Origin of the sequence: Pseudomonas fluorescens Q2-87, from assembly GCF_000281895.1 — a bacterium.
In the GTDB taxonomy this organism is placed as follows: Bacteria; Pseudomonadota; Gammaproteobacteria; order Pseudomonadales; family Pseudomonadaceae; genus Aquipseudomonas; species Aquipseudomonas fluorescens_S.
Map to the genome: position 1 here is coordinate 3,912,405 of NZ_CM001558.1, position 14,467 is coordinate 3,926,871.

Below are 14,467 nucleotides of genomic sequence, written 5' to 3' on the forward strand. Positions count from 1 at the left end.
CAGTCGCCTCAGAGCTCCGTGGCATCTTCGGCGGGTTCCAGCGGGTCCAGTTCATACGCCTGGTATTCCAGCAGCTCTTCCTGATAATCGTCCATTACGCGTCCTTCCCCTGTTATCGAAACCAATGCCCTGATGGCGCTGGAATCAGCATAAAGCTGCTTTATGAATAAAATATGAAGCACAGGCTTCATCAATTAAACGTAGCACAGCGTTGGGAAGTTAACGCCTGAAGGCGTGACAAGGAATGTCTTCCTCGCCAGTGGCCTCAGTACGCGGGGAGCGCCTGGATCGATTCGCTCGGAGCCGGCAAGGTGCTCGCAGGCGGCGGCGTGACCGCTTCCATTGTCGACTCCGGGCCTACCGGCGCGGCAGGCTCAGCCGGCGCAATTGGCGCTGGCTCGACTGGCGGTGCGACCGGTTCCGACACGGCGGCGGCCGGTTCAACGGGGGCTGGCGCCGCAGCGTCCTGCACGATGCCAGGTGCGGGTTCTGGCGCCAGCGCCGCCGGCTCGGCCTTGGTTTCCGGGATCCCCAGCTCAGTTTTCGGTTTTTCGGCGTCCTGGGCAGCCTTTTTCGCCTCTGGCGGAAGGAACAACTCTACCAACGCAAAGAAACGCTCATAGAACTTCGCGGCCGATACCGTTTCGCTGGCGACCTTGACCATCGAATCATCCGACGAACCGATCGGCATCGATACCGAGCCCAGTACGCCCACGCCAAGGCTGGCGGAGTTGTTGGTCTTCTTCAGGGCGTAACGGTCCTGCAAGGCATTGGCGAACATGGTTGCACGGTGCCCGGCTCCGCCATCTTCGGCACAGACCAGGTTGAAACTGATCTCCATGTGCGTGTCACCGGTCTGCTGAAAGCTCTTGTGCCCACTGACCAACTTCGGATCACTGCTGGTAATGATGTAGCCCTGGCTGAGCAGCGCCCGGCGCCCGGCTTCGCAGGTCGCGGCGTCACTCACCGGATAAGTGCGCGAAAACGTCCCGGAGTCGTCGAAATTCTCGTGCTCATAAATGGCAGCTTTCTTGGACGAGCAACCGGCTGCGGCGACCAACACCAATGCAAGCCCGATGGTGCGCGTATGAAATGATTTGAACATTGAACATCCTGAGAAAAACGGTCCGGGGCGTATTGTGCAACAGAACGCCGCCAGGCAGCGTGGCTAATCTTGTTTCAAAGGGGTTACAAGTCTACTGGGGGTTGTTTGCAGGAAAAAGACATTCACCCGCCGGATCGACGAACACCCTGCCCAAAAGGCAAAAAGCAGAAACAAAAAACCCCGGCGTTTCGGCCGGGGTCCTGTTTGATTGACCACAAGCGTCAGAAACGCTTGATGTCCGCCTGGCTCTCCAACTGCTTGCGGTAAGCAGCGAAGTCCTGCTGGCCGACACGGGACGCGAGATAGCGGCGATACTCGGCTTTCTCTTGCTCGGTCGGTGCCGCCGCTTCGTTCACGCCGTTCAAACGCACCACCACCAGGCCGCCGTCAGGCAACGTCACGCTGGTGAACGTCGGCTTGTCCTTGGAATCAGGCTTGGGCATCCGGAACAATGCCTGCAACACGGCCGGGTCGATGCCTTCCTGGTTACGGGTCGCCGCTTCAGTGGCTTTCCAGGCTTGGCCGTCGACTGGCTTATTCAGCGCCGTCTTGCCATCACGCAGGCTGGCGATCAACTCGTCGGCCCGGGTCTTGGCAGCCGAACTGGCGTGTTCCTTGGCCAGTTGTGCACGAATAGGCCCTGCGACGCTTTCCAGCGGCAATTGCGCAGGCTTGCGGTGCTCCTTGGCACGCAACACCACGACGGTTTCCGGGTCCAGCTCGATAGCGGTGCTGTTAGCGCCTTCATCCAGCACTTCCGGGCTGAACGCAGCGGTTACCACGGCACGGTTGGCCGCAATCCCGTCACCACCTTCACGACCGAACGGTGCCGATGTGTGAACGGTCAGCTTCAGATCCTGGGCCGGTTGCGCCAGGTCGGAGGCTTCGAACGAGGCGTCTTCCAATTGCTTGGTTGCTTCTACGAAACGCTGCTCGACCTGCTGGGTTTTCAGCTCGCGGGTCAGCTTGTCTTTCAAGCTTGCAAAGGTCGGCACTTCAGGTGCTTCGACGCCCAGCAGCTTGATCAGGTGCAAACCGAAGCTGGTGCGAACCGGCGCCGAAACCTGATCCTTGTTCAGGGCATACAAGGCCTTCTCGAACTCTGGATCGTAGACGCCTGGACCGGCATAACCGAGGTCGCCACCGTTGGTGGCCGAGCCCGGATCCTGGGAAAACTCCTTCGCCAGTGCTTCGAACGACTCACCCTTGGCCAAGCGAGCCTGGATCTCCTCGATCTTCGCCTTGGCCTGGGCTTCGGTGACCTTATCGTTCACCTCGATCAGAATGTGCGCAGCTCGACGCTGTTCGGACAGATTGGCGATTTCCTTCTGATAGGCCGCCTGCAAGTCTTCATCTTTCACGCTGACCTGATCGAAGAAAGAGGCTTTCTTCAGTTCGAGGTAGTCGATGACCACCTGGTCGGGCGTCATGAATTCCTTGGCATGCTTGTCGTAGTAAGCCTTGACCTCTTCATCGGTCAGCTTCACGGACGACGGATCGGCCTTGATGTTCAGGGTGGCGAAATCACGAGTCTGTTTTTCCAGCCTGGCGAACGCCAACACCTGCGCATCGGTGACGAAACCGCTGCCAGCAAGACCTGCGCGCAGCTGGCCGATCAGCATTTCCTGAGCCAGCATCTGGCGGAACTGCATACGGTTGTAGCCCAGCTGGCGGATCACCTGGTCGAAACGTTCAGGGCTGAATTTGCCCTCTACCTGGAATTCAGGCGTCTGCAGGATCACTTGATCCAGCGCGGCTTCGGAAAAAGCGAATTTTGCGTCGTGTGCGCCTTGCAGCAACAGCTTGCGATCGATCAGGCCCTTGAGCGCCGAATCACGCAGCATTTTCTCGTCCAGCAGGGAGGCGTCGAAATCCTTGCCCAGCTGTTGCATGAGCTGACGGCGTTGCATGTCGACCGCTTGGCTCAGTTCGTTCTGACTGATTTCTTCGCCGTTGACCTTCGCCGCGTCGTTGCTGTTGGTAGTGGCCTTGAAAATGGCATCGAAACCGGTCAACGCCATCAATGCGACGATGACCCCGATGATGGTTTTGGCAATCCAGCCTTGTGAATTGTCCCTGATATTCTGCAGCATGCGTCCCCCAGAAACGGTTGAACTTCAAATTTAGGCAACCGTGGAGCGTGGGTAGAATCCGGATAGAAGAAAGGCGCATCCGAGGATGCGCCTTCTCGTAACTGGCGGAGCGGACCAGGCTCGAACCTGCAAGCCCTGGCGTGCCAGACCGGTTGCAACCGGCCGTATTACCGCTCCGCTGCCAAGCCAGGCATGACCCCGACCCGGATAAACTCAACGAAACCTTAGTTAACGGCTTCTTTCAGCGCTTTACCAGCTTTGAAGCCTGGCTTCTTGGCAGCAGGGATTTCCAGAGTCTTACCGGTCTGCGGGTTGCGACCGGTACGCGCTGGACGATCAGTTACGGAGAAGGTGCCGAAACCAACCAGAACCACGGAGTCGCCAGCCTTCAGAGCGCCAGTGACGGATTCGATTACAGCGTCCAGCGCACGGCCAGCAGCAGCTTTCGGGATATCAGCGGATGCAGCGATAGCATCAATCAGTTCCGACTTGTTCACTCTAAGTCCCCTTTATCTATTTTGAGATGATTCTAAGTTTTTTTGGTAATGCAAAAACGAGCGCTGAATGGCCTGCAAACACTTAAGAGCCGCTTTATAACAAGGGCTCTAAAAAACTGTCAAGGAAGCCCCCCAGGCAAATGCGTATTAATGCGTGCTAATTCTTTCCTTAGAGTCAGACTCTCGCTTTTCATCCTTCGCGACAATCTCCGGAGCCACATCCGGTAAGGGCTCCGGCGCGTATTGCAGCGCAATTTGCAGGACCTCGTCAATCCATTTAACAGGTTTGATTTGAAGATCCTGCTTAATATTGTCAGGAATTTCCTTCAGATCACGCACGTTCTCTTCGGGAATGATCACAATCTTGATCCCGCCACGGTGAGCCGCCAGCAGTTTTTCCTTCAAGCCACCAATGGCCAATACCTGACCACGCAGTGTGATTTCACCCGTCATGGCGACATCGGCGCGCACCGGAATACCGGTCAATGCCGACACCAGGGCCGTGCACATGCCTACGCCTGCGCTTGGGCCATCCTTGGGCGTAGCCCCTTCCGGCATATGGATATGCGTGTCACGCTTCTCATGGAAATCCAGCGGGATCCCCAGGCTGCGGGCACGGCTGCGAACCACTGTCAGTGCCGCCGTGATCGATTCCACCATCACGTCGCCCAGGGAGCCGGTCTTGATCAACTGCCCCTTGCCCGGCACTACAGCCGCCTCGATGGTCAGCAGCTCACCGCCGACCTGCGTCCACGCCAAGCCGGTCACCTGACCGATCTGGTCCTGCTGCTCGGCCAGGCCGTAGCGGAATTTACGCACACCCAGGAAATGCTCCAGCAGGTCCGAAGTGACCTTGACCGCGAAGCGTTTTTCCAGCGCATGCTCCTTGACCGCCTTGCGGCAGACCTTGGCAATCTGCCGCTCCAGACCACGCACACCGGCTTCACGGGTGTAGTAGCGGATAATGTCGCGAATCGCTTCCTCGTCGAACTCCAGCTCGCCTTTCTTCAGGCCATTGGCCTGGATCTGCTTGGGCGAAAGGTACTTCACGGCGATGTTGATCTTCTCGTCTTCGGTGTAGCCCGGCAGACGAATCACCTCCATCCGATCCAGCAACGCTGGCGGAATGTTCATGGAGTTGGAGGTGCAGAGGAACATTACATCGGACAGGTCGTAATCGACCTCAAGATAATGATCGTTGAAATTGTGATTCTGCTCCGGATCGAGCACTTCGAGCAACGCAGACGCTGGATCGCCGCGCATGTCGCTGCCCATCTTGTCGATTTCATCCAAAAGGAACAGCGGGTTGCGCACCCCCACCTTTGTCATCTTTTGAATCAATCTTCCTGGCATCGAACCGATGTAAGTCCGACGGTGACCACGAATTTCCGCTTCATCGCGTACGCCGCCGAGGGCCATGCGGACGAATTTCCGATTGGTAGCGTGGGCAATCGACTCGGCCAGGGAAGTTTTACCAACCCCAGGAGGACCGACCAGGCACAGAACCGGGCCACGAATCTTCTTCACGCGCTTCTGCACGGCGAGGTACTCAAGGATGCGCTCCTTGACCTCTTCCAGCCCGTAATGGTCGGCGTCGAGGATGTCTTCGGCGCGCGCCAGGTCCAGGCGCACCTTGCTCTGGGCTTTCCATGGCACCTGGACGAGCCAGTCGATGTAGGAACGCACGACAGTCGCTTCAGCAGACATTGGTGACATCTGCTTGAGCTTGTTCAGCTCAGCCTGGGCCTTGGCGAGCGCATCCTTGGGCAGGCCGGCCGCATCGATGCGCTTTTTCAGCTCTTCGATCTCGTTGTGACCTTCATCGCCATCACCGAGCTCTTTCTGAATGGCCTTCATTTGCTCATTCAGGTAATACTCGCGCTGGCTGCGCTCCATCTGCTTCTTGACGCGACCACGAATGCGTTTTTCGACCTGCAACAGATCAATCTCACCATCGAGCAATGCCAGCACGTGTTCGACACGAGCCGACAAATCAACGATCTCGAGAATTTCCTGCTTCTGTTCGATCTTGAGGGCCATGTGGGCCGCCATCGTATCGACCAGACGGCCAGGCTCGTCGATGCTGTTGAGCGACGACAGCACTTCCGCAGGCACCTTCTTGCCCAACTGCACGTATTGCTCGAATTGAGACAGCAGGCTGCGGACAAACACCTCGGATTCGCGCGCCGGTGCATCGACTTCTTCGATCAGCGACACTTCGGCCCGGCAATGGCCGTCCACTTCACTGAAACGCTCGACAGCACCGCGTTGCTCACCTTCGACCAGCACCTTGACGGTGCCATCGGGCAGCTTGAGCAACTGCAGGACCGTTGCAATCGTACCTACGCGATACAGCGCGTCTTCGCCGGGATCGTCGTCAGCAGGATTTCTCTGAGCCAGCAGAAGAATCTGCTTGTCACCCGTCATCGCAGCCTCGAGGGCTTCGATAGACTTCTCGCGCCCCACGAACAGCGGGATAACCATGTGCGGATACACCACGACATCACGCAATGGCAGGAGAGGCAATTCGATGGTTGTCTTCATGATTTCGCCTCTACGGCGGCCCTAAGGCCGGAAACAGATGGGAGTAAGCTTGAAACCAAGATGGGGGCAGGCTTGAAAAAAAACAAGCGCCAAGACGCGTCTAAATCGCGCAAAAAGCAAAGGGGCCCGAAGGCCCCTTCTTTGTTCCGCCGGTCGGACGCTTAAGCGTCCGGTGCGGCCTTGGCAGCCGGCTCACTGTTTTCGTAGATATACAGTGGCTTGGACTTGCCTTCTATCACACTTTCGTCGATCACGACTTTGCTCACCTCGGATTGCGAGGGGATTTCATACATCGTGTCGAGCAATACACCTTCCAGAATCGAGCGCAACCCACGGGCACCGGTTTTACGCTCCAGGGCACGCTTGGCGACCGACTTCAGCGCGTCGGAACGGAACTCCAGGTCTACGCCTTCCATCTCGAACAGCTTGGCATATTGCTTGGTCAACGCATTTTTCGGCTCGGTCAGAATCTGCATCAATGCCGCTTCATCCAACTCGTCCAGCGTGGCCAGGACCGGCAGACGACCGACGAACTCCGGGATCAGACCGAACTTGACCAAATCGTCAGGTTCGACTTCACGCAGGGATTCGCCCACCTTCTTGCCTTCTTCCTTGCTGCGCACTTCGGCGTTGAAACCGATGCCGCCACGAGTGGAACGGTTCTGGATAACCTTTTCCAGGCCAGAGAACGCGCCACCACAGATGAACAGGATGTTGCGGGTGTCGACCTGCAGGAACTCTTGCTGCGGATGCTTGCGACCGCCTTGGGGCGGAACGGAAGCGACCGTACCTTCGATCAACTTGAGCAAGGCCTGCTGCACGCCCTCGCCGGAAACATCCCGGGTGATGGACGGGTTATCGGACTTGCGGGAAATCTTGTCGATTTCGTCGATGTAGACAATGCCCATCTGGGCCTTTTCCACATCGTAGTCGCATTTCTGCAGCAGCTTCTGAATGATGTTCTCGACGTCCTCACCCACATAGCCAGCCTCGGTAAGGGTGGTTGCGTCGGCGATGGTGAACGGAACGTTCAGCAAGCGGGCCAGGGTTTCAGCAAGCAGGGTCTTACCCGAGCCTGTCGGGCCGATCAGCAGGATGTTGCTTTTGCCGAGTTCGACGTCGTCATTTTTCTTGTCACGTTGGTTCAGGCGCTTGTAGTGGTTGTACACCGCTACGGCCAGTACTTTTTTCGCACGCTCCTGACCAATTACATATTGGTCAAGGATGCCGCTGATTTCTTTAGGCGAAGGCAACTTATGCGCGCTGCTTTCGGCCTGGGCTTCCTGCACCTCCTCGCGGATGATGTCATTGCACAGGTCGACGCACTCGTCGCAAATGAAGACCGAGGGGCCGGCAATCAATTTGCGTACTTCATGCTGGCTTTTGCCACAGAAGGAGCAATAAAGCAGTTTGCCGTTGTCCTCGCCGTTGCGGGTGTCAGTCATTCGATCGATCCAAATCCGATAGGCTTGCAACACAAGATGAAGGCAATTGCGGGCTTTTTCAAGCCCGCAGGCGGCCGGTCATCCCAACCACCTGCATCTGAGCCGCTTAGGCAGGCATTTGACGCTTGTTGATCACAGAGTCGATCAGGCCGTATTCGGCTGCACGCTCGGCGCTCATGAAGTTGTCACGCTCGGTATCACGCTCAATGGTTTCGAGGCTTTGGCCGGTGTGATGGGCCAGCAGCGAATTCAGGCGCGAACGTATATGGAGGATTTCCTTGGCATGGATATCGATATCCGACGCCTGGCCCTGGAAGCCGCCCAATGGCTGGTGAATCATCATCCGCGAGTTAGGCAGGCAGTGACGCTTGCCCGCTGCGCCACCGGCGAGCAGGAACGCGCCCATGCTGCAGGCCTGGCCAATGCAGATGGTGGAAACGTCGGGCTTGATGAACTGCATGGTGTCGTAGATCGACATGCCAGCCGTCACCGAACCGCCAGGTGAGTTGATGTAGAGATGGATATCCTTGTCCGGGTTTTCCGCTTCAAGGAACAACAGCTGCGCCGCGACCAGGTTGGCCATGTAGTCTTCAACGGGGCCGATCAGGAAGATGACGCGTTCCTTGAGCAGACGCGAGTAGATGTCATAGGCACGTTCGCCACGGGCGGACTGCTCGATAACCATCGGGACCAGGCCGCCTGCGGCTTGGATGTCAGAGCTCTGCTGATAAAAAGAATTGCGGGACATGTCTCGCAGTCACTCCCAAATAGTTATGTCTTGAATACGCATAAGCCAGCACGAAGGCTGGCTTATGGGTGTTTATTTCTTACCGCAGAACCATCAATCGGCTTGTGGAGCTTCCACCGGCTTGACCGCTTCTTCGTAAGAGACCGCTTTATCGGTCACGCTAGCTTTCTGCAGAACAGTATCCACAACTTGTTCTTCCAGCACAACCGAACGGACTTCGTTCAGTTGCTGCTCGTTCTTGTAGTACCAGGACACGACTTGCTCAGGCTCTTGATAAGCCGAAGCCATTTCCTGGATCAGCTCACGAACGCGGGCTTCGTCAGGCTTGAGCTCGAACTGCTTGACCACTTCGGCCACGATCAGGCCCAGCACGACACGGCGCTTGGCTTGCTCTTCGAACAGCTCGGCAGGCAGTTGGTCCGGCTTGATGTTGCCGCCGAACTGCTGAACAGCCTGCACGCGCAGACGGTTCACTTCGTTGTCCAGCAGCGCCTTTGGCACTTCGATCGGGTTGGAAGCCAGCAGACCGTCCATGACCTGGTTCTTGACCTTGGACTTGATGGCCTGGCGCAGCTCACGCTCCATGTTCTTGCGAACTTCGGTGCGGAAACCTTCCAGACCGGTTTCCTTGATACCGAACTGGGCGAAGAACTCTTCGTTCAGCTCAGGCAGCGTCGGCGCGGAAACACTGTTGACGGTCACGGTGAACTCGGCGGCTTTGCCAGCCAGGTCCAGGTTCTGGTAATCCTCTGGGAAGGTCACGTTCAGAACGCGCTCTTCGCCGGCCTTGGCGCCAACCAGGCCATCTTCGAAACCGGGGATCATGCGACCGGAGCCCAGCACCAGCTGGGTGGCCTTGGCGGAACCGCCAGCGAACACTTCGCCGTCGACTTTGCCAACGAAATCGATGTTCAGCTGATCTTCGTTCTGGGCGGCACGATCGGCCACTTCAAAACGGGTGTTCTGCTTGCGCAGGATGTCCAGCATCTTGTCCAGGTCGGCATCCGACACGTCGGCGCTCAGGCGCTCGACGGCAATGGACTCGAAGCCGGCAACAGTGAACTCAGGGAACACTTCGAACGTGGCGACGAATTCCAGGTCCTTGCCTTTTTCCAGCACTTTAGGCTCGACGGACGGTGCGCCAGCCGGGTTCAGCTTCTGCTCGACCACTGCTTCGTAGAACGAAGACTGGATCACGTCGCCCACGGCTTCCTGACGCGCATCAGCTTCGTAACGCTGACGGATCACGCTCATTGGCACTTTGCCTGGGCGGAAACCTGGGATTTTGGCCTTTTGGGCAGTCTGCTGCAGACGCTTGTTGACCTGAGTCTCGATGCGCTCAGCCGGCACGGTGATGCTCATGCGGCGCTCAAGAGCAGAAGTATTTTCAACAGAAACTTGCATGGATATTCCTCGTTGCACAGACGTTGGCCGGGCGTTTCCGACCCCAGAATCAAGGGCATGCATTCTAGTAGGTCAAACTCAAGAAGTCACCCTACTGAAAACGCGCAGGAAACAGGCGCCGAATTTACGGACAAGGCAAACAGGCATGCCCCGCCCGGATTGCATATACGGTTGATCAGTCCAAGGCTCTGCGCCCGCGCTTCTATATATAGAAGCGTTATGGGCGTGCGCAAAACTCCCGGCCCCACAAGGAGACCGACGGGCATGCCGCGCATCATCACGAAACACAATCGTGAGGAATCGATCGCTGCGTGCCCACTCCGGAAATGGAGCTGGCGACAAACACAGAACCCATCAAAAACAAAAACGGCGCAGCCCCTTTCAGGTACTGCGCCGTTTTCTGCTATTTAAATAGCGACTTGTATGGTGCGGACGGAGAGACTCGAACTCTCACACCTTGCGGCGCTGGAACCTAAATCCAGTGTGTCTACCAATTCCACCACATCCGCGTATCAAGCTTTTAAAGCAAAGGCGCCAGATTGTTAGATCTGGCGCCTTTCTAGAATATGGGGTGGACGATGGGGATCGAACCCACGACAACGGGAGTCACAATCCCGTGCTCTACCAACTGAGCTACGCCCACCATATTGCCTTGTTGCCTTACTTGTGCCAAAGCTGCCTAATGGCGCACCCGGCAGGACTCGAACCTGCGACCATCCGCTTAGAAGGCGGATGCTCTATCCAGCTGAGCTACGGGCGCCTTTTTAATCTGTATTCTTGGACGATTACAAACTAAGTGCTTTCAGTTTCACCGAGTTGAAGCAACCAACTCCGCTCCGCCTTCTTAACCAGTGCTAGGCTGTGCCCGACAAGTGCGACGAATGTTATAGACGGCCTGATAGGTCGTCAACTCTTTTTTAAAAAAAATTCATTTAATTAAAGGGGTTAGGGGAATTTGCAGACCAAGCGCCTTTGCCCTCACGCCCTGGCATGCGAGAATGCGTTCTCTTTTTTTCCCCTCTCGATGGTTAACCACGCGCAATGACTGCACAACTTATCGACGGCAAATCGATCGCCGCCAGCCTGCGCCAGCAGATCGCCCAACGAGTCACCGAGCGCCGCCAGCAAGGCCTGCGCACGCCCGGCCTTGCGGTGATCCTGGTCGGCAGCGATCCTGCCTCTCAGGTTTATGTCTCGCACAAGCGTAAAGACTGTGAAGAGGTCGGCTTCCTTTCCCAGGCCTACGACCTGCCTTCCGAAACCACCCAGCAAGCGTTGGCCGATCTGATCGACCGCCTCAATGATGATCCGAACATCGACGGCGTTCTGCTCCAGCTTCCACTGCCTGAACACCTCGACGCCTCCAAGCTGTTGGAGCGCATCCGCCCGGACAAAGACGTCGACGGCTTCCACCCTTATAACGTCGGTCGCCTGGCCCAGCGCATCCCGCTGCTTCGCCCTTGCACCCCCAAAGGCATCATGACGCTGCTGGAAAGCACTGGCGTTGATCTGTATGGCCTTGACGCCGTGGTCGTGGGCGCGTCCAACATTGTTGGCCGCCCGATGGCCATGGAGCTGCTGCTGGCGGGCTGCACCGTCACCGTGACCCACCGCTTCACCAAGGACCTGGCCGGCCATGTCGGTCGTGCGGACCTGGTGGTCGTGGCCGCCGGCAAGCCCGGCCTGGTGAAAGGCGAGTGGATCAAGGAAGGCGCCATCGTCATCGACGTGGGCATCAACCGCCAGGAGGATGGCAAACTGGTGGGCGACGTCATCTACGAGACCGCCCTGCCCCGCGCGGGCTGGATCACCCCGGTTCCTGGCGGTGTAGGCCCGATGACCCGAGCCTGCCTGCTGGAAAACACACTGTACGCGGCAGAGACGCTGCACAGCTGATCCGCGTCAACCAAGACCTGTGGGAGCGAGCTTGCTCGCGATAGCTGTAGCCCGGCCGACATCCAAGTCGGATGCTACACCGCTATCGCGAACAAGCTCGCTCCCACAGGTGCTTCTGGCGCCAGGAAATTCGAGTCGCGCACATTACGAATTTTTCAGATTCGATTCGCCACAATCACGCCTGCATTAAATTTTATTTATTCAGCCCTCCCAGTGGTACAGGCATGTAGCGCTGTTGTCGCCCATACTCCTAAAATGCGACGTTTTTTCTATAGTCGTCGCTGAACGACATCTTCAACTTCATCGAGTCTATTCGCGTGAAAATCCGTATTTCGATCTTCAGCCTGTTCTTTGCTTTCACGGGCCTCTTCATCACGCAAACGTCCAGCGCGCAGGAAACCATCGCCCCTCCACGAGACACCACGAAGTTGCAAGTTGCCTCGGGCAGCGCGATCCTGCTGGACCTGCAGACAGACAAAGTCGTTTATTCGAGCAATCCAGACGTGGTGGTGCCCATCGCTTCCGTAACCAAGCTGATGACCGGCCTGGTCGTGCTGGACGCCAAGCAGAACCTCGATGAATACATTTCCATCACCATCACCAACACCCCCGAAATGAAAGGCGTGTTTTCCCGGGTCAAACTCAACAGCGAACTGTCACGCCGAGACGTGCTGCTGATTGCCTTGATGTCTTCGGAAAACCGTGCCGCCGCTAGCCTCGCCCACCATTATCCGGGCGGTTACGCAGCGTTCATCGCAGCCATGAACGCCAAGGCCAAGGCATTGGGCATGACCAGCACCCATTACGTCGAACCCACGGGCCTGTCGATCCACAACGTCTCAACCGCCAGGGACCTGACCAAACTGCTGATCGCCGCGCGCAAATATCCGCTGCTGAGCGAACTGAGTACCACCAAGGAAAAGACCGTGACCTTCCGCAAACCGGTCTACAGCCTGGGTTTTCGCAACACCGACCACTTGGTCCACAAGGCCAACTGGGACATCCAACTGACCAAGACCGGCTTTACCAATGAAGCGGGCCATTGCCTGGTGCTGGTGACAAAAATGAATGATCGCCCGATGGCGCTGGTCATTCTCGATGCTTTTGGCAAGTACACGCACTTCGCCGATGCCAGCCGGATTCGAAGTTGGATGGAAACCGGTAAAAGCACCAACGTGCCGGCAGTGGCCCTTCAATATAAAGCAGCCAAGAATCTCAAGAGTCGCCAGAGTGGCGTGGTGGAAGCGTCCAAATAATCCGCTTCAAAAAAAGAGCCCCGATTTGTCGGGGCTTTTTTTGCTCAGTGCTTGAGATCTCCCAGCGGATCATACGACTTGGGTTTCTCCTGCTCTTTTTTCTCGTCCAGCGGTGCCTTGGCCGGCCCTACCGGATCGACCTGGGGATCATCAAGATCCGGCGAGTCCGGATCGAAGCCCAGGTCATCTCCTGAAGAATGCTCTGATGAATGTGGCCCCGTAGGTGTTTTGGACTGTGCCATGCATGCCTCCTCGATCACGGTCGGGAAATTCCGTACCCTGACGATAAGAGCCCAGGCATGGCCGGGCGTGCCCGGCAAGTGACGAACGGGACTGGCGTCAGTGTGCGGCGCCCAGGGCCTTGGTCGCCCGCGCCGCGGCTTGTTCCTGCCCTGCCCCGGCCAAATCGGCAGCCGCTTTGAGCCAGCGCTGCGAGTCGACACTGGCCGGAAGCTCGGTGGGCCGTTGGGCCAGCACCGCCCAACCACCCGCGCTCTTGAAGGCCGATTCGAAAGCACTGAAGCTCATCAACTGCCGCCGGTTCATGCCTGAGCGCAGCAAGACCGTCTGTTTCTGACGGTTGTAGCCCGCGAGGATCCCGTATCGCGGTTCTGCCCAGAATACCGAACCGTCGATATAGCGCACCAACACGGGATAGCCCGCCGCGACCTGCTCCAACAGTGCGGGCAGTCTGCCGTCGAGGGGGTACACCACCAGGCCGTACTCGCGCACCAGGGTCTGCATGTTTTGCTGCAACGCCGCTTCGCCCCCCGGCAGGTGCAACGGTTTTTCCAGCAACCCCGGCGTGATCACGGTGCCCTGCAACGTCAGCAAGGCGGCCAGGGACTGCGGCGCGCCCTGATACAGTTCGCCACGGAAGAACGGCACGCTGTTGAGCTCCACTCGTTCGGGCAGGCGCTGGATCTGCGGTGACACGCCGCCCGCGCAACCAGCGAGGGCCGCGAAACAGGCCGTGGCCAATACCAGTGATCGAAAAGAGGAAATTACCGGCAACATGATGACTCTCTTGTTCAGGAACCCGATATCCGGGCCAGGCTTGGGCCGTCGATCATAAGGCGCCCACACGCCTGGGTATAGCCTTAAACCGCAGTTGCGACGTTGCGATAGAACCAAGCGGTCCATGGCCAAGCGCCAACGATCGACTGCCTGCAACACTTGAGCGACTAGACTGTCCATTGTACCGAGTGCATGGCCCCTGAGCCGGGGCAGAAGGAGGCGCCGATGAGCCTGACCACGACAATTCTGATGCTGATATTCGGCGGGCTAAGCGTAGCGACTGCCATGCTGTGGGGCGTGCTGCGCGTTGCTCGCCGCCATCATCACGCGCCGTCTGCACAGCCGGGAAAAGCCGAGAAAACCACCCGTCGTCACGCCGCCGCCCACTGACAGCCAGCCACGCAGAAAAACCAGACAAAAAAAACCGCCCGGGCTCGAACCCGGACGGTTTGCGCGCGCCTT

13 protein-coding genes and 3 tRNA genes are annotated in these 14,467 nt (G+C 57.6%); 3 read left to right on the forward strand and 13 right to left on the reverse strand.

Translation table 11 applies throughout. The features are described from left to right. Positions 1 to 8: 8 nt before the first annotated feature. The 11 genes from PFLQ2_RS29980 to PFLQ2_RS10510 all read right to left on the reverse strand — a co-directional run bounded on the left by PFLQ2_RS29980 (position 9) and on the right by PFLQ2_RS10510 (position 10,596). Positions 9 to 191: a hypothetical protein gene (locus tag PFLQ2_RS29980; protein WP_083455164.1), complete on the reverse strand. Its 183-nt coding sequence runs from the start codon at positions 189 to 191 to the stop codon at positions 9 to 11. A 74-nt stretch (positions 192 to 265) separates the two neighbouring features. Further along, positions 266 to 1,105 (reverse strand): DUF2242 domain-containing protein, encoded by an 840-nt coding sequence (locus tag PFLQ2_RS10555; RefSeq protein ID WP_003183164.1) that lies wholly within the window; start codon positions 1,103 to 1,105, stop codon positions 266 to 268. A gap of 221 nt (positions 1,106 to 1,326) precedes the next feature. Then, a complete protein-coding gene (locus PFLQ2_RS10550; protein ID WP_003183166.1) occupies positions 1,327 to 3,198 on the reverse strand; it encodes a SurA N-terminal domain-containing protein in 1,872 nt (623 codons plus the stop codon). 224 nt (positions 3,199 to 3,422) lie between these two features. Next, positions 3,423 to 3,695: an HU family DNA-binding protein gene (locus tag PFLQ2_RS10545; RefSeq protein WP_003183171.1), complete on the reverse strand. Its 273-nt coding sequence runs from the start codon at positions 3,693 to 3,695 to the stop codon at positions 3,423 to 3,425. 147 nt (positions 3,696 to 3,842) lie between these two features. After that, complete coding sequence (lon, locus tag PFLQ2_RS10540; RefSeq protein WP_003183172.1) at positions 3,843 to 6,239, reverse strand: endopeptidase La; 2,397 nt, start codon at positions 6,237 to 6,239, stop codon at positions 3,843 to 3,845. A gap of 161 nt (positions 6,240 to 6,400) precedes the next feature. Beyond that, the gene (gene clpX, locus PFLQ2_RS10535; RefSeq protein WP_003183176.1) at positions 6,401 to 7,684 is read right to left on the reverse strand and encodes an ATP-dependent Clp protease ATP-binding subunit ClpX; all 1,284 of its coding nucleotides are present in this window, start codon (positions 7,682 to 7,684) and stop codon (positions 6,401 to 6,403) included. A gap of 106 nt (positions 7,685 to 7,790) precedes the next feature. Next, entirely contained in the window at positions 7,791 to 8,432 is a 642-nt protein-coding gene (gene clpP / locus PFLQ2_RS10530) for an ATP-dependent Clp endopeptidase proteolytic subunit ClpP (RefSeq protein WP_003183177.1), read from the reverse strand. A 93-nt stretch (positions 8,433 to 8,525) separates the two neighbouring features. Further along, on the reverse strand, positions 8,526 to 9,836 hold the full coding sequence (tig, locus tag PFLQ2_RS10525) for a trigger factor (protein ID WP_003183179.1): 1,311 nt from the start codon (positions 9,834 to 9,836) through the stop codon (positions 8,526 to 8,528). Between the two features lie 424 nt (positions 9,837 to 10,260). Continuing rightward, positions 10,261 to 10,345, reverse strand: a tRNA-Leu gene (locus PFLQ2_RS10520). A gap of 58 nt (positions 10,346 to 10,403) precedes the next feature. Beyond that, positions 10,404 to 10,479 (reverse strand) — tRNA-His (locus tag PFLQ2_RS10515). 40 nt (positions 10,480 to 10,519) lie between these two features. Continuing rightward, positions 10,520 to 10,596 (reverse strand) — tRNA-Arg (locus tag PFLQ2_RS10510). A gap of 281 nt (positions 10,597 to 10,877) precedes the next feature. On the opposite strand from PFLQ2_RS10510, the gene folD reads away from it, so the two are divergent. Together folD and pbpG are read left to right on the forward strand one after the other, a co-directional pair. Beyond that, complete coding sequence (folD, locus tag PFLQ2_RS10505; protein WP_003183181.1) at positions 10,878 to 11,732, forward strand: bifunctional methylenetetrahydrofolate dehydrogenase/methenyltetrahydrofolate cyclohydrolase FolD; 855 nt, start codon at positions 10,878 to 10,880, stop codon at positions 11,730 to 11,732. Between the two features lie 317 nt (positions 11,733 to 12,049). Next, a complete protein-coding gene (gene pbpG / locus PFLQ2_RS10500) occupies positions 12,050 to 12,988 on the forward strand; it encodes a D-alanyl-D-alanine endopeptidase (RefSeq protein WP_003183183.1) in 939 nt (312 codons plus the stop codon). A gap of 44 nt (positions 12,989 to 13,032) precedes the next feature. Here pbpG and PFLQ2_RS28885 read toward each other — a convergent pair whose 3' ends face one another. After that, positions 13,033 to 13,230 carry a DUF6021 family protein gene (locus tag PFLQ2_RS28885; RefSeq protein ID WP_003183184.1) on the reverse strand — a complete coding sequence of 66 codons (198 nt, stop codon included), beginning with the start codon at positions 13,228 to 13,230 and terminating at the stop codon, positions 13,033 to 13,035. Positions 13,231 to 13,327: 97 nt separating this feature from the next. Next, positions 13,328 to 14,005, reverse strand: coding sequence for a hypothetical protein (locus PFLQ2_RS10495; protein ID WP_003183187.1), 678 nt, complete (start codon positions 14,003 to 14,005; stop codon positions 13,328 to 13,330). Positions 14,006 to 14,230: 225 nt separating this feature from the next. On the opposite strand from PFLQ2_RS10495, the gene PFLQ2_RS30480 reads away from it, so the two are divergent. Further along, on the forward strand, positions 14,231 to 14,395 hold the full coding sequence (locus PFLQ2_RS30480) for a hypothetical protein (RefSeq protein WP_003183188.1): 165 nt from the start codon (positions 14,231 to 14,233) through the stop codon (positions 14,393 to 14,395). Positions 14,396 to 14,467 lie beyond the last annotated feature (72 nt).

What these genes read in the sequence shown, in the direction of transcription:
- PFLQ2_RS29980 (WP_083455164.1), bottom strand. Translation starts at nt 191, where the DNA reads ATGAAGCCTGTGCTTCATATTTTATTCATAAAGCAGCTTTATGCTGAT.
- PFLQ2_RS10555 (WP_003183164.1), bottom strand. Translation starts at nt 1,105, where the DNA reads ATGTTCAAATCATTTCATACGCGCACCATCGGGCTTGCATTGGTGTTG.
- PFLQ2_RS10550 (WP_003183166.1), bottom strand. Translation starts at nt 3,198, where the DNA reads ATGCTGCAGAATATCAGGGACAATTCACAAGGCTGGATTGCCAAAACC.
- lon (WP_003183172.1), bottom strand. Translation starts at nt 6,239, where the DNA reads ATGAAGACAACCATCGAATTGCCTCTCCTGCCATTGCGTGATGTCGTG.
- clpX (WP_003183176.1), bottom strand. Translation starts at nt 7,684, where the DNA reads ATGACTGACACCCGCAACGGCGAGGACAACGGCAAACTGCTTTATTGC.
- clpP (WP_003183177.1), bottom strand. Translation starts at nt 8,432, where the DNA reads ATGTCCCGCAATTCTTTTTATCAGCAGAGCTCTGACATCCAAGCCGCA.
- tig (WP_003183179.1), bottom strand. Translation starts at nt 9,836, where the DNA reads ATGCAAGTTTCTGTTGAAAATACTTCTGCTCTTGAGCGCCGCATGAGC.
- folD (WP_003183181.1), top strand. Translation starts at nt 10,878, where the DNA reads ATGACTGCACAACTTATCGACGGCAAATCGATCGCCGCCAGCCTGCGC.
- PFLQ2_RS28885 (WP_003183184.1), bottom strand. Translation starts at nt 13,230, where the DNA reads ATGGCACAGTCCAAAACACCTACGGGGCCACATTCATCAGAGCATTCT.
- PFLQ2_RS10495 (WP_003183187.1), bottom strand. Translation starts at nt 14,005, where the DNA reads ATGTTGCCGGTAATTTCCTCTTTTCGATCACTGGTATTGGCCACGGCC.
- PFLQ2_RS30480 (WP_003183188.1), top strand. Translation starts at nt 14,231, where the DNA reads ATGAGCCTGACCACGACAATTCTGATGCTGATATTCGGCGGGCTAAGC.